Consider the following 18,693-nt stretch of genomic DNA (forward strand, 5'->3'; position numbering starts at 1 on the left):
CCCTCGATACGTCTCATCAAGCCACCGAACGGCCCGCTGCCGGGGATCGCTCACAGCTCGGCCTCAAGCTGCGCCACGTAGTGATTCAGCGGGTGAGCCGAGGGAGGGAATCTCGGCGCTGAACCATCCTTCGGGACCACAAGCACCCGCATAAAAGGAGCCTTCGTCATATTGCCACTATCCCGACGCTCCTGGGTATCAAATCGGATGGCCCAAACAGTCCGATACTCCGTGGTCTTCTCCGGCTCCATCAGGAAAGTGAACCCTTCACCCTGGTAGGCATCCTCCAGATACCCCAAAGCGATCCGCAGAGCTTCCTCATGGGAAATCATCAAACCACACCCCTTACTTGCACACGAAAGGCTACCTATAGGGAAGATGAGTTATCGAAGAGACACCCGCCTCCAATTGCGCCAATTGCCCACTCTGGCCATCTAAATAAACAACCCCACGCGGGGTGTTCACTGCATTAAAAACATGCGCGGTTGTGTCTGGCCTGCTGATATAGACAATACTCCTGGCCCCCTCCCCTCTGCGTAACAAGTCCTGGGTTATGTCGTCATAGCTGTTCACCGGCTGGTAGTCCATGCCCTCGGCACCCAGCGCCCGCTGGTCAGGCCACGCCGCATCCTGGAGCGGGGTGGCACCCACCTCGATGCCGTCCAGCCGGCGGTCGACCGCCACGACACACCTGGAGCAGTTGTCCGTGTAGCCCGGCTGGCCCGTGTTGTTCACGTCGCGCAGCCAGGGGTAGTTGGTGTCGACGAACCGCTGCGCGTCGGCCGGGCTCATCGAGTCCGCGTGGATGGCGCGCGAGCTGCCCGGGCTGCTGCCGCTTCGGCGCACCGCCGAACCCGCGTTGCGGAGCGCGGCCCCTGGCGCGGCGAGGCCGCTCCGGAGCCCCCTGGCCAGGCCGCCCAGGGTGGTGATCCCCTTGAGCCCGGGTATGCAGTCGAGCGCGGCGAAGACCACGTCGAGGAGGCCCAATTCCCCTCGCGCGTACTTGATGAGCGTGTCGGCGAGCACCACGACGGCCGCGGCGACGACGACCCATGACCACGACGCCGAGGACGGCGACGATGACCTTGCAGGCATCGACAAGGGTGTCCCAGTTGTCGGTCACCCACTTGATGGCCTTCTGCCACCACTTCCGGTTCTGGATGCCGGCGTCCGACGCCTCCTCGACGTCACGGGCACACTCGCGGGCGGCGTCCTCCCGCATCTCCAGGGCGTCCAGGGCCAGTTGCCGCGCGGCGGACAGCCGCTCCTCGGCGTCGTGCACCCGCCCGCGGGCCGCGGCGGCTGCCGCTTCGGCGGCACGCTGGTCGCGGGCCGCCGTCCGGACGTCGTCCTCGTCCGGCGGTTCGATGTCGTCGCGTTCGCCTGCGCGTTGGAGGCGTTCGGCCTCCTCCCCCGCCCGGCCCACCCAGTCCGTCGCGTCGCCCAGCGCGGACTGGGCGGTGGCCAGATCGGCCTGCGCCGTGACGGCCCGGTCCAGGGCCCGGTCGGCCATGCCCTGCACGTTCTGGAGCTTGGGCCAGTAGGTGTGCAGCGCCTGGCCACAGAGGGCGTAACTCTCCTCCAGCTTGGCCAGGTTGCCCGGCACCCCGTCGAACTCCCGGCGGAACGCGTCCGCCGACAGGCCCGCCCAGTCCAGGACCGCGCGTTCGCCGGCCATGCCTCGGATCTTGCCCAAGGCCTCGCCGACCTCGTCGGCGAACTCCTGTAACTCGTCCGCCAGTTCGCGGACTAGCTCCGGGTCACCCGGTGTCGGATCCCGATCCATGTCCACCGGAGACCAGTCAACTGGCCGCGCCACAATCCCCCTGAGTCATGTTCCCCCCACACCCCAGCAGAACCCTACCCACCGAACACAAGTGCTGGCAATGCGTTACCAGCCGACGGCTGAGGCCGCTACCGGCCGTCACGCCGTCGGCCCCGGGTGGCGGCGCCGGAACGGGGCCACGGTCTCGCGGACGACCGCGGCGGCGCCCCAGTCGTCGTCGCCGTGAGCGATGGTGCTGAGCAGTTCCCGCAGGTGCAGCAGCCGCATCCGGTCCCGCCAGCCGTCCCGCAGCGGGGCCAACTCGCCGTAGGCGGTGAAGAAGTCGGCGGCGGCGGGCGGCCTGGGCGAGCACCACATCATGCTCAGGTCGACCTCGGGCCAGGTGTACGAGACGGCCGGGTCGATCAACACGGGGGCGCCGGCCCGATCGACCAGCGTGTTCTCCGCCCACAGGTCGCCATGGGTCAGGCAGGCTGGCTGCGGCGGGACGAGTTCGGGCAGGGCCGCGCAGAGCGCCTCAAGTGCCCGGCGGTCGACAACGTCGAGGGCCGCCGCCACCCGTGGCTCCGGGAGCCAACGCAGCAGCCGGCGTTCGGCGAAGAAGGCGTGGCCGTCCGGGTGCCAGGCGTTGTCCTGCCGCATCCGGCCGAGCCATCCGTCCCGATGCCAGCCGAACCGGTCGGTGACCGTGGACGTGTGCAGGGCGGCCACCAGGGCGCCCAACCGGCGCCAGAAGAGGGGCCCGTCCCGGTGGGCCCACCGTCGCTCCAGCACCAGCAGCGCCGTCGAGGCGTGTCGGACCTCCGGGGTGCGTGTGCCCCCGATGTCCTGGAGAGCGGCGAGCCCTTCGGCCTCCACCTGGAACACGTCGGTCCCCACGTCCCGCAGGCACTTGGCGAAGACCTCACCGCCGTCGCTCAGGGTGGCCACCCCGGCGACGGCCACGACCCCGCCGGTGCACTCTCGCACGGACGCGACGTCGAAGCCCGCCTCGGCCAGCCGTCGCGTCAGGAGGTCCAGGTCGCCCATCACCCCAGGGAAGCAGCGCGGCCACGCCCCGTCCACCGCCCCTACCGACGGCCGGCGGTCGGCCCGCCGGCCGGGAGGAGGCGGGGGACGGCGCGGACGTAGACGACCATGCCGACCACCTCGACCAGGGTCTGGGTGACCACGACGACCGCCGCGACCGCCAGCGGGTCCGGCAGGGCCAGCGCCAGGGGGAGGACGACGAGGGAGTTGCGGGTCGCGCCGGTGAAGACGACGGCGCGGCCGGCCGGCACGTCGAGCCGGAAGAGGCGGGCGACGCCCAGCCCGGCGAAGGCCATCACCACCAGGAACAGCACATAGAACGGGACCACGCGGGCCACGTCGGTGAGGTTGTCGTCGAGCTTGGGCACCTGGGAGGCCACCACGACCAGCAGGGTCGCGGCCATCAGCGGCACCATCGTGGTCCCGGCGGCGTCCGCGACCCGGCGCCCGGCCGGACGGCGGGCCGCCCAGGCCTGGGTGAGCCAGGCGAGCGCGAGCGGCACCGCGATCAGCACCACGAACGCCTCGACGAACGGCCCGGTCTCCACGATGTCGGCCAGGTCGGACCCCAGGAACAGGAAGAGGTAGCCGGGGAGCAGGACCAGCTGGGCGACCAGTAGCAGCGGCGTCGCCGCCAGCAGCTGCCCGGCGCTGCCGCCGGCCAGTCCGCTGAACACGATCACGTAGTCGACGCACGGCGCGAGCAGCACCAGCAGCACGCCCAGCCGCACGGCCCGGTCGGCCGGCAGGAACGTGAACATCGCCGCGACCACCAGCGGCACCACCGCGAAGTTGACCACCAGGGTGGCCGCCAGGAACCGGCCCGCCCGCAGGGAACGGACCAGCCGCACCGCCGGGACCTGGAGGAACGTCACATAGAGCAGCGCGCCGAGCACCGGGTTGATGGCGTGCTCCAGGCCGGGTCCGGTCCCGGGCGCGACCCGGCCGAGGAGGCCGCCGGCGGCCAGTGCCGCCAGGTAGACGGCGACCTGGTGGCGTTCCATGCCGGCGACCAGGCCGGCGGACTGCGACACGGTACGTGCTCCTCGCGGGGGTGTTCGGCGGCCGCCCTCCCGGGAGACCGCCGGGCGGCGCCGGGGCAGGTCGGCCGATCGGCGTCGGGCTCACCCGCGACGGTAACCGCTGCCCGCCGGCCGCCGTCCGGCGCCCCGGCGTCCCCCGTCTGGTCGCGCCCGCCCGGCGGGTGGACTCGCGCGCCCGGGCGGGCGCGGGTGAAGTGGACCCATGGAAGACGAGTCCCCGCCGGCGCCCACCGGGCGGGCCGCCGGGCCCGACGCACGCGACCACCACGCCGGCCACGGGCACCACGACGAGCACGGCGAGCACGGCGAGCAGGACGGGCACAGGCACCACGACGGGCACGGCGGGCACGGGGACCACGGCGGGCACGGCGGGCACGGGGACCACGACGAGCACGACGGGCACGGCGGCCGGTTCCGTCGCCTCTTCTGGCTCAACCTGCTGGTCGCCGTCCCCGTGGTGGCCGCCTCCCCCATGTTCGGGACGCTCGTCGGCTACCAGGTGCCCGACTGGGCCCGGTGGATCGCGCCGGTCCTCGGCACCGGCATGTACCTGTGGGGCGGCCGGCCCTTCCTCACCGGCGCGGTCGGCGAGCTGCGGGCCCGCGCGCCGGGCATGATGCTGCTGGTCGGCCTGGCGATCACGGTCGCGTTCGTGGCGTCCTGGGGCGCGACGCTCGGCTGGCTCCACCACGAGCTGGAGTTCTGGTGGGAGCTGGCGCTGCTGATCGTCATCATGTTGCTGGGGCACTGGCTCGAGATGCGCGCCCTGGCCAGGACCACCTCCGCGCTCGACTCGCTGGCGGCGCTGCTGCCGGACCTGGCGGAACGGGTCGAGGGCGGGCAGGGCGGGCGGGTGGTCCAGGTGCCCACCGACCGGCTGCGGGTCGGCGACCTCGTCGTCGTCCGGCCGGGCGGCCGGGTGCCGGCCGACGGGCGGATCGTCGACGGCCGCGCCGCGCTGGACGAGTCGCTGGTCACCGGCGAGTCGCGGCCGGTGGCGCGCGGCGTCGGTGACACCGCCGTGGCCGGCACGGTCGCCACCGACTCGGGGCTGCGGATCGAGGTCACCGCGGCCGGCGACGACACGACCCTGGCCGGCATCGGGCGGCTGGTCGCCGAGGCGCGGGAGTCGTCGTCGCGGGCGCAGCGGATCGCGGACCGGGCGGCGGCGCTGCTGTTCTGGTTCGCGCTGTCCACCGCGGCCGGCACGGCCGTGGTGTGGTCGGCCGTCGGGAACCCGGACGCGGCGGTGGTGCGCGGCATCACGGTGCTGGTGATCGCCTGCCCGCACGCGCTGGGGCTGGCGATCCCGCTGGTGGTGGCGATCGCGACGGAACGCGCCGCGCGCGGCGGGGTGTTGGTGAAGGACCGGCTGGCGTTGGAGCGGATGCGCACCGTCGACGTGGTGCTGTTCGACAAGACCGGCACGCTGACCAGGGGCGCGCCGACGCTCTCCGCCGTGGCACCGGTCGGCGACCTCGACCGGGACGCGGTGCTCGCGCTCGCCGCCGCGGCGGAGGCGGACAGCGAGCACCCGCTGGCGCGGGCCGTGGTCCGGGCCGCGCGGGCCGAGGGCCTGACGGTGCCGGCGGCGACCGGGTTCTCGGCCGAGCCGGCGGTCGGTGTGACCGCCACCGTGGACGGGCGGGAGGTGCGGGTCGGCGGCCCCCGGCTGCTCGCCGAACTCGGCGCGGCCGAGGCCGAGGCGGCCGGGCCCTGGCGCGCGGCGGGCGCCAGTGTGCTGCACGTGGCGCGGGACGGCCGGGTGGTCGGCGCGCTGCGGCTCGCGGACGAGGTCCGCGCCGAGTCCCACGCGGCCGTGGCGGCGCTGCACGCGCTGGGCGTCGAGGTGGTCATGATCACCGGCGACGCGGAGCCGGTGGCGCGGGCGGTCGCCGCCGAACTCGGCGTCGACCGGGTGCTCGCCGAGGTGCGGCCGGGTGACAAGTCGGCGCGGGTCGCCGCGGTGCGCGGCGAGGGCAGGCGGGTCGCCATGGTGGGCGACGGGGTGAACGACGCCCCGGCGCTCGCCGGCGCCGACGTCGGCATCGCCATCGGCGCCGGCACGGACGTCGCGATCGCCTCGGCCGGCGTGATCCTCGCCAGCTCCGATCCGCGGTCGGTGCTGTCGGTCGTGGAACTCTCCCGCGCGGCCTACCGGAAGATGCGGCAGAACCTGTGGTGGGCGGCCGGGTACAACCTGGTCGCGGTGCCGCTGGCCGCGGGCGTCCTGGCGCCCGTCGGCCTCGTGCTGCCGATGTCGGTCGGCGCGATCCTGATGTCGCTGTCCACCGTGGTCGTGGCGCTCAACGCGCAACTGCTGCGCCGGCTCGACCTGAGCCCCGAGGCCAGCACCCACGCCGCCACGGGCTAGCGACAGCCACCCGCCGCACCCGCGAGGCCACCGGGACGACGGCGGCCCCCACCCCGGGCCAGAGCCGGGCGTCCCGCGCGTGCCGCGACGCCGGTAGCCGCCACGCGCCGGGGCCGAACGCCGCCGGTACCGCCACCGCCCCTCCCGGCCCGGGATGCCTCCCTGGCGCGACCAGTACGTCAGCCCCCGACAGCGGCAGCGCGGCTCACCTCTCGTCGAAAGTACTGGCCAGTGCCTCATCTATGTCGCGAAAGGCGACCAGCACCTCGTCGAGGCAGGTCGCCGCCGCGTCGGAGAACTCGGCCAGCTTGCCGATGCCGTACTCCCACTCGTCACCGAAGTCATCCATCCGCTGTTCCAACCGATCGACGCCCATATCGGAGCCGTTGACGTCGGCCATCGCCCGGCAGGGCCCTTCCAACAACTGGGCGATACCGCGGATGTTGTCGCGGTTGGTACCCAGCAAGTCGTAGTCGAGATACAGGTCGCAGCCGCTCATGGGCACCTCTCAGACGTTCGGTGGGAAAGGGGAATCCGACAGGGGCCGGCGGCCGTCGACATCAGCCGACGGGCACCGGGGGCGGGACGGCCGCCTCCGTCTCGGAGAAGGAGAGGCCACTCAACAGCCTCACCAGCACCGGCATATACCGCTCCCAGTGCCGCACGGCAGGCGTGCTGAAGTTCACCACGAGCATCCGGCGCTCGGTGCCCGCGGCCCCCTCCGGTACGGGGACATGTGCCTGTAGTTCCGCGAACGGCACGTCCGTCGGCTCCATGTCACGCGACCGGAACACCCGTGGCCCGGTCACGACGGCGGCCGGCTGGCCGCAAGGCAACGGGTAGACGGCCCCGGACCACATGGGCCCGCGGGACGCGACCAGCGACTGCAACGTGCCCTCGGCCGCGACGCGAGCGTCCGGCCCGTAGTCGAAGTCCCGTACCGCCACGGTGAGTACGGCCAGGGAGAGTTCCTCCTCCAGATAGCCGAGAACCGCCCCCGCGTAGACCACCCCCGCCCGTTCCAACGCCAGGGAGCAGCCCCGTACTTCGTTCAGGAACGCGCGCTCGCGTCCGGCGTCGCCGTTCCCGTAGGCCCGAGCCCGCCCGGCCGCGAGGGCATAGGTCTCCTCCGGGCTCATCCCCACGGGCAGTTCAGAAAACCACTCGGGCACGTCAAAGCTGGCGAACCTCAACCGCCGTCTCCCTTCCCCTCGTAACTCCAGAACACCCGCTGCGCCTCGAACCTCGCCAGCACGTCCCGATGCCCGGCCGCCGTCGCGTCCCGCCGCGCCTTGGTCAGCGGGGTCGCGACCAGCAGCAGGACACCGAACGCACCGGTCGCAAGCGCCAACGGCCAAGCGGTGAAGGCGAAGAACACCGTCACCGCCAACACCAGCGACTCGGCCATCGCGAGCCGCAGCCGGGCAGTGCGCAAGGAAGAGCGGGTGACCAGGAACAGCTTCAGCCGGTGCTTACCCGCCTCCTGCGGCGACAGCGCCCCAGGAGGCGCACCCGGCGGCAGCGCCGTCGCCCACCACGCACCGTTCACGCCGTAGTGGTAACCCGCCCATGCCGCACGCACCCGAGCCGCCTCGCTGTCGTCCCGATCGAACTTCAGCTCCGTGGGCCCCCGTCCCCAACTCGAACCATGAGCGGTCAGTCTGTAGCCCATCTCGTGGCCGATGGCGACCGCCAGATGAGCATGCGAATAGAGCGCCACTTCGACGCTGTCCGCGCCGTTGAAGTACGGAACGTAGTCCTTGTTGGCCACCGGCTCGTCTCCGTTCGCTTACTGGTGTCATTCATCCGCACATCCCCCGACCGCTGACCAGTCGTCCCGCCCCCGCCGTGCTTCCGGTGGACGGCAGCGGCCTTGGCGACTCGCGATGAATCCGCAGACCGTCACGGACACCAGACACCCGTTCAAGGGACGGTCTCCCCCTCGGGTATCCGACGGCGCCACGCGGTATCGAAGCCACCGAGCAATGCCCCGCCCCGGAACTGCTCTCCCCACTCGAAAGGCTGGGCTGGCACGAAGTTCTCAAGGACCGACGGGTCCTCGATCAGTCCGAGCGTGCTGTCGAGGGTCCCGGCGTGCCCGAGCAGCCGCGCCGTTGAAGTCCTGGCCAGCGCGTAAGCGGTGCGGCCGAATACCCCGATCACGGGAATCGAGCCGAGGACGTCCTGCCCGAACGAACGCAGTGGAACGTCCGCCCCACCCAGCGCGGCCACCCCATGGAAGGTCAGCGCCCCAGCCGCCAGTCCCGTAGCAACGGCAGTCATTCCCGCGGCACCCAGCCAGCCAATTGGCCCGGTGAAGGTCAGGACCAGAGCGCCCCAGGCGGCCACCGTGCTGAGGAACGACAACACATCGCCGATGTTGGCGATCATCTCCGCGTGCTCGACGATCCACTCGCCGACCGCGGCGGCGATCTCGCCGACCGACTCGACGATGTCGGTGGCGGCGTCGATCAGCGCGCTGCCGAGGCGGGAGAAGAAGCCCGGCTCGTTGGGGGCCATCGCCATGGCTCGGGCGATGCGGTCGGCGATGGCATCGCCTTGCTCGATGAAGCTCTCACGCAACCACTCGGCCTGCTCGCGCACGCGGCCCAGCTCGTCCCGCAGGCGCTGGTGGTCCGCAAGCAGTCGCAGCCGTTCCTGGGCGGCTCGTTCGGCCTCCTCCTCGTCCTCCGAGTCGCTTCCGCCGTTCTCCCGAAGGTCGTTCCAGCTGGGGGCCGGCGGCAGCGCGGCAAGGGAAGTCTGTATCCCCTGGGCCTCGTTCTCCAGAGAGCGAGCGACACGCTGCTGCCCCGGCACGAACTCGGCCCACTCCTCCAGAGCCTGGGCAGCCAGCAGGAAGGACTCGTGGACCTGCTCGACCTTGGGTTTGAAGTCGTCGTCGAACCGTGCGCGGAAGGCTTCGGCCGACTGACCGCGCCACTGCCCCTGCCCGGTTCCCCGGAGCAGCGCGACGATGTCGCTGAGCGCGGTGGTGGTGCTCCTGACCTGTTCGGTCACATGGTCGATGGCGCTCTGCCTACCGGGACAGGGGACGAAGCCCAACGCTGGGTACTGGGCGGCCTGTTCCGAGTCCGGCTCCACCGGCGCCGAGGGCCAGAACATCAGCCGGCACCCCCCTGGTGGACGCTCACGCACCACACGACGCCTGTCATCTGACTCCCCCTCGTGACCACTGCGGCTACCGACCCGAAGCCTGATCCCCACCACGCCTTCGGCTGCCGAACCCATCAACGCCCTCTGGTGCGAGTGGCTGAACCCCTCACCGGCCCACACACAGTGACGGGCGCACACCAGAACGACAGCAACCACTACTATCAGCGATCCAACCAACTCCGCCAGTGAGTATGTTCTTGATCACACCCAAACGATCAGGAGTGATCACCGCACCCGAGTTCGCCACCCCATCGCCACCACCCCACGACACACCCGCGACAGCATCCCCATGCGACCGGCCAGCCACCCCCCGGGTAGTTCGTTGACGATTCAAGAACCGGCCCCTAATCTGGGTGACGCGTCAACCATATGGCGCGCGGGGCCGCACCACCCGGGGCCCCGAGCACGGCGTCCACGTCCGCCGCCCCTCAGCAGTTGGCATACCGGAACACGAGACATGCGCGGCATGTCAACGAGATGGGAGAAGGCGATGGCGACGAACCCCCCGCAGGGCAGCCCTCCGCAGGAGAACACCCCGCAGGAGAGCACGTCGCCGGAGAGCACGTCGCCGGCGGACCCGTCCCGGGACGCGCCCGGCACGGACGACGCGGGCGTCGAGTTCGGCATCGACAGCTTCGGCGACCGGCCGCGCGACGACCGCGGCGAGGTCCTCTCGCACGCGCGGGCGATCCGCGCCGCCGTGACCGAGGCGGTCCTGGCCGACCAGATCGGCATCGACGTGGTCGCGTTGGGCGAGCACCACCGGCCCGAGTACGCGATCTCCAGCCCGGAGACGGTCCTGGCGGGCATCGCGACCGCCACGAAACGCATCCGGCTCGCGTCGGGCGTGACGGTGCTGTCATCGGACGACCCGGTGCGGGTGTTCCAGCGGTTCGCCACCGTCGACGCGCTCTCCCACGGTCGGGCCGAGGTGATCCTCGGCCGTGGTTCGTTCACCGAGTCGTTCCCGCTGTTCGGCTACGACCTCAAGGACTACGAGGTGCTGTTCGACGAGAAGATCGACCTGTTCCACCGCCTCCTCGACGAGAAGCCGGTGACCTGGGAAGGCACCACCCGCGCCGCCCTGCGGGACGCCGACGTCTACCCGAAGACCGACTCCGGCCGGCTCAACACCTGGGTGGGCGTGGGCGGTTCACCACAATCCGTGATCCGCACCGCGCACTACGGGTTCCGCCTCATGCTCGCCGTCATCGGCGGCGCCCCCGACCGGTTCGCCCCCTACGTGGACCTGTACCGGCGCGCGGCCCTGCGGAGCGGCACCACGGCACGGCCGGTCGGGCTGCACTCCCCCGGCTTCGTCGCCCCGACCGACGCGGAGGCCAGGGAGCTGTTCTACCCCGGGTACCGGGAGATCCGCGACCGGATCGGCGCCCTGCGCGGCTGGCCGCCGATCAGCCGCTCGGAGTTCGACACCGAGGTGGAGCGCGGCTCGCTCTACGTCGGCTCGGTCGAGACGGTGGCGAACAAGATCGCCCGCGCGATCCGGGTGTTGGACGCGGGCCGGTTCGACATGATCTACTCCGCCGCCGGCACCGTCTCGGCCTCCGCGCGGCTGCGTTCGGTCGAGCTCTACGGCACCCGGGTCATCCCCCGGGTCCGCGAGCTGCTCGCGGAACAGCCGGTCGCCACGGTCGGGGCGTCATGACCGCCTCCGCCACCACGATCGGGATCCTGGGCGCCGGGAAGGTCGGTACCGTCCTGGCCCGCCTGGCGGTCGGCGCCGGCTACCGGGTCCTGGTCTCCGGATCGGGCGACCCCGCGCGGATCGCGCTGACCACCGAGGTGCTCACCCCCGGGGCGACGGCCGACTGGCCGGCCGAGGCCGCGGCGGCCGCCGACGTGGTGATCCTCGCCCTCCCGCTCGGCAAGCACCGGGCCCTGCCGGCCCAGGAGTTGGCGGGCAAGCTGGTCGTCGACGCGATGAACCACTGGTGGGAGGTCGATGGTCCACGTGACGGGATCCTCCCGCCCGACACCTCGTCGAGCGAGGCCGTGCAGAGGTTCCTGCCGGGGGCGCGCGTCGTGAAGGCCCTCAACCACATGGGCTACCACGACCTGGAGGACGAGGCGCGTGCCGCGGGCCGCCCCGGGCGAAAGGCGATCGCGGTCGCCGGCGACGCGGCGGCGGATGTCGCCGTCGTCGCGGAGCTGATCGACGCGCTCGGCTTCGACCCGCTCGTCATCGGCGACCTCGCCGCGGGCGCCCGGCTCGAACCAGGCACCCCGGCCTTCGGGGCCAACGTCGACGCCGACCGGCTCCGCGCGCTCATCGCGCTCCCCGCCCCAGCCGACGCAGCCGAACTCCCGTAGTCGATTCCCCCGCCTGTTTCCTTCCCCCGGTTTCCCCCGTTTCCGCTCCCGATTCCCCGCCCCTTTCCCCGCGTTCCCTCCGCCCTTACCCCCGCCCCTTTCCCCGCGTTCTCCCCGCCCGTTCCTCGGCCCGTACCTCGGCCCGTTTCTCCGCCGTTCCTCCGCCGTTTCTCCGCCCGCGACGCCCGCCCGTGATCGCTCTCCCGAAGGAAAAGCCCGATGACCCAAGGCCTGGTTGACAACAGTGGGGCACCCGTGACGGTCAGGCTGGACACCAGCGGCCCGATCAGCGCCTACACCGTGCATCTCGACGACGGATCGCCGGTCGGCCGGGCCGAGTTCGTCGACGCTCCCGACCCGGGCGGGGAGCGGATCTTCTTCCACACCGAGGTGGACCAGGAGTTCGGTGGCCGCGGTCTCGCCGGGCTGCTGGTGCGTGAGGCACTCGACGACAGCGTGCGGAGGAACCTCACCGTCGTGCCCGTGTGCCCGGTGTTCGCTCGCCATCTGAGGCGACACGGCGACGCGTTCGTCGCGCACGGCGGCGTGTTCCGCCGGGCGACACCCGCCGATGTCGCGCTGGTCACGCGCGTCACAAAGGGCTGAGATACCGTATCCCGCGCGCGGCTAGTGGAGGAGAGCGAATGCGGTCGGTCATTCCCGACTACCTGACCGAGGCACTCGGCGCTGTGGAGTCGGATCTTTCCGGAGAGCTGGCGGGATACATTCCCGAACTCGCGGCGGCGGACCCCGAACGCCTCGGCGCGGCCTTCGCCACGGTGCAGGGGGAGGTCTACGGGGCCGGTGACATCGACACCGAGTTCACCATCCAGTCGATCTCCAAGCCTTTCGCCTATGCCCTCGCGCTGGCCGATCGGGGATTCGCCCCGGTGCTCGCCAAAGTCGGCGTCGAGCCCTCCGGAGAGGCGTTCAACCAGATCTCGCTGGAAAGCGACACCGGCCGTCCCCTCAACCCCATGATCAACGCCGGCGCGATCACCACGCACGCGCTGGCCGGCGCGGCGGGCCTGACACCGGCGGAGCGCGTGGAGCGGGTGGTCGACGGCCTGTCGGCGTTCGCCGGCCGTCGGCTGCGGATGGACGAGGCGGTGTGCGCGTCGGAGATGCGGCACGCGCACCGCAACCTCGCCATCGCCCACATGCTCCGCGGCCACGACATCCTCACCGAGGACCCGAGGACCGTCGTCGACGGCTACACCCGCCAGTGCTCCGTGCTGGTCACCGCGCGGGATCTGGCCATGATGGCCGCGACGTTGGCCAACCGCGGGGTGCACCCGCTCTCGGGCGAGCGGGTGGTCCCCGAGCCGGTGGTGCGCCAGGTGCTGAGCGTCATGTTCACCTGCGGGATGTACGACGCGGCCGGTGACTGGGCGACCCAGGTCGGCATCCCCGCGAAGAGCGGCGTGGCCGGCGGGCTGATCGGCGCGCTCCCCGGCCAGATCGGCATCGCCACCTTCTCCCCGCGTCTCGACCCCCACGGGAACAGCGTGCGCGGCGTGTCCCTGTTCGAACGGTTCTCCTCCGACATGGGCATGCACCTGATGGGGGCCCCGGCCACCGCGCGTGCCGTCGTCCGCTCCCACCACGTCGTCGGCGACGGGCCGAACGCGCTGCGGGTCCTTCAACTCCAGGGCGGCATCGGCTTCACCGGAGCCGAACAAGTCGTTCGGGAGGCCGTGGAGGTCGCGCCCACGGAGGCCAGGGTGGCCCTGGACCTCACCCTGGTCCACTCGATCGACGACGTGGCCCGGCGCATGCTTCTGGAGGTCGCGCGCCGGCTCACCCTGGACGGCCACGAGGTCTACCTCGTGGACCCGGAAACGATCCTGCCGGACCCCGACCCCGGCGACGGCGGCCGAGTCACCGTGGTGGCCACCGTCGAACAGGCCGTGCCCTCGCCGCCCGCGGTGGCCCGGGACCGGAACCAGCCCCGGCCGCACGGGACCTGACGCGCGCCCGCGCCACGCCGGACCCACCCGGGCGCGGCGGACGAGGCACCGCGTCGACCGCCGCACGCGGCGCCGGCACGGCTGCCACGGCGAAACCGTTACACCGATGAGCGAACGACAGGCAGGCACTGCCTCAGCGGGAAGAGGAAACACCATGCGTCCGTATCTGGACAAGGTCATGCCCGAGGCGTGGCGGGCCGCGGAAGCGTTCTCGTCGGCGATCCGCGAGGCGGCGGCGCAGCGCGGACTCTCCACCCAGGAAGCCGAGTTCATCAAGCTGCGCGCGTCGCAGCTCAACGCCTGCGCCTTCTGCGTCGATCTGCACGCGCGCGAGGCGAGAAAGGCCGGGATAACGCAGCAGAAGCTGGACCTGCTGCCGGCGTGGCGGGAGACCGGCCTCTACGACGAGCGGCAGCGGGCGGTGCTCGCGGTGGCCGAGGCGGTCACGTCGCTCCCCACCACCGAGGAGTCCGACGCCGAACTCTTCGGCGCGCGGTCGGTGCTCGGCGAGGAGGCGTTCGTCGCGGCCGAGTGGGTGGCGGTCACCATCAACGCCTTCAACCGCATATCCATCCTCAGCGAGCATCCGGTGCGCCCCCGCGACGCCGAGGGGAAGATCGTCCGATGAGCAACGCGGAGACCCACCCCCAGCCGGAGGTCCTGGAGCCGGGGCAGCCCTGCACGGCGGTGGAGATCCTCACGCCGCGCCTGGTCCCGCTCGGCGGCGTGCGCGCGACGACCGTGTACCGCACGCTCCCGCAGCGGCGGAGATCGCTGGTGGGGTCGTGGTGCTTCCTCGACCACTTCGGCCCCGACGACGTCGCGGTGACCGGTGGGATGCGGATGCCGCGGCACCCGCACACCGGATTGGCGACGGTGTCCTGGCTGTTCGCCGGGCACGTCGAGCATCTCGACTCCGGCGGCAACGCGGCGCCGGTGGTGCCGGGCGAACTCAACCTGATGATCGCCGGCCGGGGCATCACCCACCAGGAGATCAGCGCCCCGGGGGAGCGCACGCTGCACGGCGTGCAGCTCTGGTTCGCGCTGCCGGACGAGACCCGGTTCAGCGAGAACACGTTCGTGCGGTACGTCCCGGAGCCGGTGGCGCTGCCCGGCGTCACGGCCCGGGTGTTCATCGGCGAGCTGCTCGGCTCGACCTCCCCGGTCGACACCCGGACACCTGACCTGCTCGGCGCCGAACTCGTCCTCGAACCCGGCGCCTCGGTCCGGCTCACCGTGCGGGCCGACTTCGAGCACGCCGTCCTCGCCGAGCGGGGCGAGGTCACCGTGAACGCGACCGCCGTCGACCACCGCTCGCTCGCCTACGTCCCGCCGGGGTCCGGGACGTTGGTCATCAGCGCGGGCGACGCGGCGGCCCGCGTCATCCTGCTGGGCGGCGTCCCGTTGCGGGAGCAGATCGTGATGTGGTGGAACTTCGTCGGACGCGGCCACGACGAGATCGTCGAGTACCGGCGCCGCTACCAGGCCGAGCTGGGGTTCGAGCCCGCCGACCCGCGGGACGCCGGCAAGCCACCGCTGTTCGGCACGTTCCCACCCGGCCAACTCCCACCGCTGCCGGCCCCACCCCTGCCGAACGCCAGGATGCGCCCCCGCGAGTAGCCCAGACGGCGCGGCGCCCCACAACGCCGGCTGGGCCGATCTAGATATCGGGCGACTGACGCCTTCTCTCGTTCCCCGTACACCCGGCCGGACACGCTCCGGCCGGGTCAACAGCGTGCCGAGGTCAGCTGATGTACTGGTAACCGACGAAGTCCTGGTTGAGGACTCGGGCGTTGCCGGTGAGTCCGCCGTCGTTCATCACGGTTCCGTGGACCAGGTGGCCACTCGCCATCGCTCCCCAGAACTCCAGCACATGTGCGCCGGTTGACGTGGGGATCGCGGCATGGGTCACCACGTTCTCGCTGGTCCAGCCCCAACCGATGTAGGCGCGTTCTTCCAGCGAGATGGTGTACCCGCCTTCGTCGATCGCCCCGTTGTAGACGTAGAGGTCGCCGTGGTCCGGTCGGTCGTGGCTGATGATGAGGTCCAGAGCGCCGTCGTCGTTCCAGTCGCCGGGAGCCGAGATGGTGATCTCGCCGATCGTGGACCCGTTGTCCGAGATGGGGTCGTCGGGGCCGGCCAGGAGCACCGGGTCGCGCTGGGAGTCCAGACGGTGGTCAGGCGACCCGTAATAGAGCCAAAGGAACTCACCGTCGTTGACGAGCAGGTCCGGGTGGCCGGGGACGTCCTCCACACCGTCGCCGTCGACGTCGAGCCCACCGTCGACGTCCCCGATGGCGACGACCTGCTTGGCCCCGTCCGACCAGTGGTTGTTCACCTCGTCATGGACGGTCAGCTCTACCGGCTCGTATTCCAAACATGTGCCGCAGACGGCTCCGGTGCCGGTGTTGGGATGGAGCCACAGTCGATGCGTTGTGCCGTCGGCGCGGAACGCGATCAGGTCCTCGTATCCGTCGCTTGTCCAGTCTCCTTGGTGGGCGATCTGCACCCCGTCCCAGTCACCGTCGGCGGCGGGCTCGGTCGCCGCATGCACCGAGCCGTCGCCCAGACCGTAGTGGCGTGTCAGGTTTCCTGAGCCATTGATGCCCCAGATGTCGGAGTACCCGTCGCCGTTGATGTCGCCGGGGGCGTCGGGGGTGGCGAGGCCAGCCGCGTAGAAGAGGTAGTTGCGGGTATCCGAAAGGTTCCCCGCCGGGTCGCCGCTCTGCACATAAAGATGGTTTGGCCCGGCCGAGGTCGGGGTGAGTTTGATCGAGGCGCTCCTCCCCGCAGCGACGTTCACTGTTTTGACGGAGCTGTTCCAGCTGGTCCAGTACCGGTAGGTGGTGACGTCGGAGACCCCGTTGGGGGTGAGGGTGAAGGTGCCCTCCTGCCGGACCGCGCTCGTCTCCGGCGGCCAGCCGTTCTCGCCGTCGGGGAACTGGGCGCTGGTAACCCCCGGAGGTGTGCTGGGTCGGTTGGGATCGTGAATGAAGCGGCAGCCGTAGGACGGTACCCAGGATGAGTTCAGGGAGCCGTCGCTGGCTCGGACCTTCCAGGTGAAGTCCCCTCCGGTGGTAGCGAGATGAGGTGCCAGCTCGGCTCTGGTGATCTTGACGCGGGCAATGCCCCCGGAGGACACGGAGACAGTCTTGTTGACAATCACGCCGTCGCCGTGCCGGCCGGTGGGCCAGAGGTGAAACGTGGCGCGGACGGTACCGCCGTCGGCGTCTCTGACCTTGGCCTGGAGGTAGAAGTCGGTGTTCCCGATGTACTGGTAGGGCGCGGCGCTGCCGCAGTCGCTGTCCACGGTGGACACGGGGTAGGTGTCCATGCCAGTGGGGTTGGCGGGGCGGGTGTTGTAGGTGGTGGAGAGGACGGCGCTGCTGGCGGAGAACTTCTTCCAGCCGAAGACGTCTCCCTCGTTGGTGGCCCGCATTCCGAGGGTGAGGGTGTTGAAGCCGTTGGCCTGAGCGGTGCGGGCGCCCTGGGTGGTGTCGAAGACGAGGTTGCCCGCGGGGCATCCGGAGCCCCATCCGAGCGTGTCGTCGACGGTGTCCAGGTGGCTGCGCCACTCGGGTTGGTTGTTCCAGGTGGACTGGTTGGTGAACGCGCCGGTGTACCAGAGCTGCACCTCACGCTCGGTGCAGGACCAGGACCATATGTTGCGGATACGGAACCGGGAGGAGCTGATGACGCGGTTCGGGTCCTTGAGGTTCTTGGTGTTCATCCGGAAGAAGGAGCGGGCCGTGCCGTCGGTCTGGTTCTCGTAGCCGACGCGGGCCTCGTTGGTACCGCCGTTGAAGCCGGAGCCGTTGAAGAAGCTGCTGTTGGGGTACTTCTTGTAGGCGATCGTCCAGGAGTGGCGTGACCCGTCCACCGAGGGGTCGATGTAGACCGGGTAGGTGGTGTCCTCGCCGGTGAGCAGTTCCTGATCGGGGGCCAGCAGGAGCGTGTCGTCGACGACGGTCGTGTCGACGATGGCGTGCCTGGCCTTGATGCCTGGGCTGAACTCGCTGGAGGACAGCGTCGCACTCCCCGATGCCTCGTACAGAAGAGCCGCAATCTCGGGCTCCTCGGGGAGTCCGCTGTCCCACATCAGCGGGGTCGCGGCGGTGAACACCTCTTGGTCCGCCGGGTTCATGGCGCTGACGTTGCCGTACTCGTCAGCGGTGACTTCGAGGCCCTCGGTCTGGATCTGGTAGGTCAGTTCCACCAGTGCGGGATTGGTTGCGGCTTCGGCGTCGTGTACGACGAGGACCTGACCGAATCCTCCGGTACGGGCCTGAAGCTTGAGGTCGACCCCCTCCAGAACCCCCGGGTAGGTGACGGTGTCGTCCTCGACCGTGGGGGTAGGAAGAGGCGCCGGCCAACTAAGGCTCAGTGAACGGCCGTCCCGGGTGACGGTGGCCAGGGCCGTGTCGCCACCGCCGGAGAAACTGACAGCCACCTCGGTTGCCGCGGGCGAGAGGCTGCCATCGGCGTTCGGCGACAGCGTGGTGTCGATCTCGACGAGCTGGCCGTCCTAACGAACCCACTGAGCGGTGGCATAGACATCCTCGGTGAAGTCGCCCTCCGGGTTGGCGAACACCTGACTGGTCTCCGACCGCTGGGAAAGGACCTCGACGGGCTCCCCCAGCTCGGCGGCTCGCGTCAGGGCCGACGTCTCCTCCGAGGTATGCCAGGGCTCTGACGCGCCAGAAGGGTCGCCTTCGGCCGCCGACTGCACGCCGGGGTGGGCCATCCCGGTCAGCGGTATCAGTGCGAGCGCCAACAACCCCCGGAGCAGCGGTCGCCGATGTCGTTTTCTCCCTGGTCTACCCACAGCGGATTCAGCGCGCACAGCTTCCCCTCCCCGGTCCGACACCCGCCCGCGTGGCATAGACCTCACAGACAGTCAACGAGAGGGCACCCTAACGCACTTGTGCGATATCTGCATGCATGTGAACACATCAGCGGTCCCTTTCCTTCATAAATAGCCACTGC

The 18,693-nt window shown here is 70.9% G+C and carries 16 protein-coding genes and 1 pseudogene; 7 read left to right on the forward strand and 10 right to left on the reverse strand.

Going from position 1 to position 18,693, the window contains the following annotated elements:
• Positions 1-50 precede the first annotated feature (50 nt).
• From RM844_RS22960 to RM844_RS22980, 5 genes and pseudogenes are all read right to left on the reverse strand, one after another.
• Positions 51-332: a YrhB domain-containing protein gene (locus tag RM844_RS22960; protein ID WP_311669242.1), complete on the reverse strand. Its 282-nt coding sequence runs from the start codon at positions 330-332 to the stop codon at positions 51-53.
• A gap of 31 nt (positions 333-363) precedes the next feature.
• Entirely contained in the window at positions 364-1,029 is a 666-nt protein-coding gene (locus tag RM844_RS22965; protein WP_311669243.1) for a toxin glutamine deamidase domain-containing protein, read from the reverse strand.
• Between the two features lie 286 nt (positions 1,030-1,315).
• Positions 1,316-1,786, reverse strand: a pseudogene (locus RM844_RS33615) (putative T7SS-secreted protein); the annotation flags it as partial.
• Between the two features lie 138 nt (positions 1,787-1,924).
• Complete coding sequence (locus RM844_RS22975) at positions 1,925-2,815, reverse strand: fructosamine kinase family protein (protein WP_311669245.1); 891 nt, start codon at positions 2,813-2,815, stop codon at positions 1,925-1,927.
• Between the two features lie 41 nt (positions 2,816-2,856).
• Positions 2,857-3,819, reverse strand: a complete 963-nt coding sequence (locus tag RM844_RS22980; protein ID WP_311669353.1) for an arsenic resistance protein — start codon at positions 3,817-3,819, stop codon at positions 2,857-2,859.
• Positions 3,820-4,060: 241 nt separating this feature from the next.
• Between RM844_RS22980 and RM844_RS22985 the strand changes: the two genes are divergently transcribed.
• Complete coding sequence (locus RM844_RS22985) at positions 4,061-6,232, forward strand: heavy metal translocating P-type ATPase (protein ID WP_311669246.1); 2,172 nt, start codon at positions 4,061-4,063, stop codon at positions 6,230-6,232.
• 205 nt (positions 6,233-6,437) lie between these two features.
• Here the strand turns inward: RM844_RS22985 and RM844_RS22990 are convergent, their stop codons facing one another.
• The 4 genes from RM844_RS22990 to RM844_RS23005 all read right to left on the reverse strand — a co-directional run bounded on the left by RM844_RS22990 (position 6,438) and on the right by RM844_RS23005 (position 9,481).
• Positions 6,438-6,731 (reverse strand): hypothetical protein, encoded by a 294-nt coding sequence (locus tag RM844_RS22990; RefSeq protein ID WP_311669247.1) that lies wholly within the window; start codon positions 6,729-6,731, stop codon positions 6,438-6,440.
• Between the two features lie 61 nt (positions 6,732-6,792).
• Positions 6,793-7,404 carry a hypothetical protein gene (locus RM844_RS22995; RefSeq protein WP_311669248.1) on the reverse strand — a complete coding sequence of 204 codons (612 nt, stop codon included), beginning with the start codon at positions 7,402-7,404 and terminating at the stop codon, positions 6,793-6,795.
• Positions 7,405-7,421: 17 nt separating this feature from the next.
• Complete coding sequence (locus tag RM844_RS23000; RefSeq protein WP_311669249.1) at positions 7,422-8,003, reverse strand: hypothetical protein; 582 nt, start codon at positions 8,001-8,003, stop codon at positions 7,422-7,424.
• Between the two features lie 152 nt (positions 8,004-8,155).
• Complete coding sequence (locus RM844_RS23005) at positions 8,156-9,481, reverse strand: putative T7SS-secreted protein (protein WP_394814578.1); 1,326 nt, start codon at positions 9,479-9,481, stop codon at positions 8,156-8,158.
• A gap of 415 nt (positions 9,482-9,896) precedes the next feature.
• Between RM844_RS23005 and RM844_RS23010 the strand changes: the two genes are divergently transcribed.
• The 6 genes from RM844_RS23010 (at position 9,897) to RM844_RS23035 (ending at position 15,327) form a co-directional block, all read left to right on the forward strand.
• Positions 9,897-11,072, forward strand: a complete 1,176-nt coding sequence (locus RM844_RS23010; protein ID WP_311669251.1) for an LLM class flavin-dependent oxidoreductase — start codon at positions 9,897-9,899, stop codon at positions 11,070-11,072.
• Positions 11,069-11,737: an NADPH-dependent F420 reductase gene (locus tag RM844_RS23015; protein ID WP_311669252.1), complete on the forward strand. Its 669-nt coding sequence runs from the start codon at positions 11,069-11,071 to the stop codon at positions 11,735-11,737. The genes RM844_RS23010 and RM844_RS23015 overlap by 4 nt, the downstream gene beginning before the upstream one ends.
• 219 nt (positions 11,738-11,956) lie before the next feature.
• Positions 11,957-12,343, forward strand: coding sequence for a GNAT family N-acetyltransferase (locus tag RM844_RS23020; protein WP_311669253.1), 387 nt, complete (start codon positions 11,957-11,959; stop codon positions 12,341-12,343).
• A gap of 38 nt (positions 12,344-12,381) precedes the next feature.
• Entirely contained in the window at positions 12,382-13,707 is a 1,326-nt protein-coding gene (locus tag RM844_RS23025) for a glutaminase (RefSeq protein WP_311669254.1), read from the forward strand.
• A gap of 154 nt (positions 13,708-13,861) precedes the next feature.
• Positions 13,862-14,335, forward strand: coding sequence for a carboxymuconolactone decarboxylase family protein (locus RM844_RS23030; RefSeq protein ID WP_311669255.1), 474 nt, complete (start codon positions 13,862-13,864; stop codon positions 14,333-14,335).
• A complete protein-coding gene (locus RM844_RS23035) occupies positions 14,332-15,327 on the forward strand; it encodes a pirin family protein (protein ID WP_311669256.1) in 996 nt (331 codons plus the stop codon). Before RM844_RS23030 ends, RM844_RS23035 begins: the two co-directional genes overlap by 4 nt.
• Before the next feature lie 124 nt (positions 15,328-15,451).
• On the opposite strand, the gene RM844_RS23040 is transcribed toward RM844_RS23035, so the two are convergent.
• Positions 15,452-18,157, reverse strand: a complete 2,706-nt coding sequence (locus RM844_RS23040; protein ID WP_311669257.1) for a VCBS repeat-containing protein — start codon at positions 18,155-18,157, stop codon at positions 15,452-15,454.
• Between the last annotated feature and the right edge of the window lie 536 nt (positions 18,158-18,693).

Origin of the sequence: Streptomyces chisholmiae, assembly GCF_031845445.1 — a bacterium.
Lineage (GTDB): Bacteria > Actinomycetota > Actinomycetes > Streptomycetales > Streptomycetaceae > Streptomyces > Streptomyces chisholmiae.

What these genes read in the sequence shown, in the direction of transcription:
- RM844_RS22990 (WP_311669247.1), bottom strand. Translation starts at nt 6,731, where the DNA reads ATGAGCGGCTGCGACCTGTATCTCGACTACGACTTGCTGGGTACCAAC.
- RM844_RS22975 (WP_311669245.1), bottom strand. Translation starts at nt 2,815, where the DNA reads ATGGGCGACCTGGACCTCCTGACGCGACGGCTGGCCGAGGCGGGCTTC.
- RM844_RS23025 (WP_311669254.1), top strand. Translation starts at nt 12,382, where the DNA reads ATGCGGTCGGTCATTCCCGACTACCTGACCGAGGCACTCGGCGCTGTG.
- RM844_RS23015 (WP_311669252.1), top strand. Translation starts at nt 11,069, where the DNA reads ATGACCGCCTCCGCCACCACGATCGGGATCCTGGGCGCCGGGAAGGTC.
- RM844_RS22980 (WP_311669353.1), bottom strand. Translation starts at nt 3,819, where the DNA reads ATGGAACGCCACCAGGTCGCCGTCTACCTGGCGGCACTGGCCGCCGGC.
- RM844_RS23005 (WP_394814578.1), bottom strand. Translation starts at nt 9,481, where the DNA reads ATGGGTTCGGCAGCCGAAGGCGTGGTGGGGATCAGGCTTCGGGTCGGT.
- RM844_RS22985 (WP_311669246.1), top strand. Translation starts at nt 4,061, where the DNA reads ATGGAAGACGAGTCCCCGCCGGCGCCCACCGGGCGGGCCGCCGGGCCC.
- RM844_RS23020 (WP_311669253.1), top strand. Translation starts at nt 11,957, where the DNA reads ATGACCCAAGGCCTGGTTGACAACAGTGGGGCACCCGTGACGGTCAGG.
- RM844_RS23010 (WP_311669251.1), top strand. Translation starts at nt 9,897, where the DNA reads ATGGCGACGAACCCCCCGCAGGGCAGCCCTCCGCAGGAGAACACCCCG.
- RM844_RS23030 (WP_311669255.1), top strand. Translation starts at nt 13,862, where the DNA reads ATGCGTCCGTATCTGGACAAGGTCATGCCCGAGGCGTGGCGGGCCGCG.
- RM844_RS22960 (WP_311669242.1), bottom strand. Translation starts at nt 332, where the DNA reads ATGATTTCCCATGAGGAAGCTCTGCGGATCGCTTTGGGGTATCTGGAG.
- RM844_RS23035 (WP_311669256.1), top strand. Translation starts at nt 14,332, where the DNA reads ATGAGCAACGCGGAGACCCACCCCCAGCCGGAGGTCCTGGAGCCGGGG.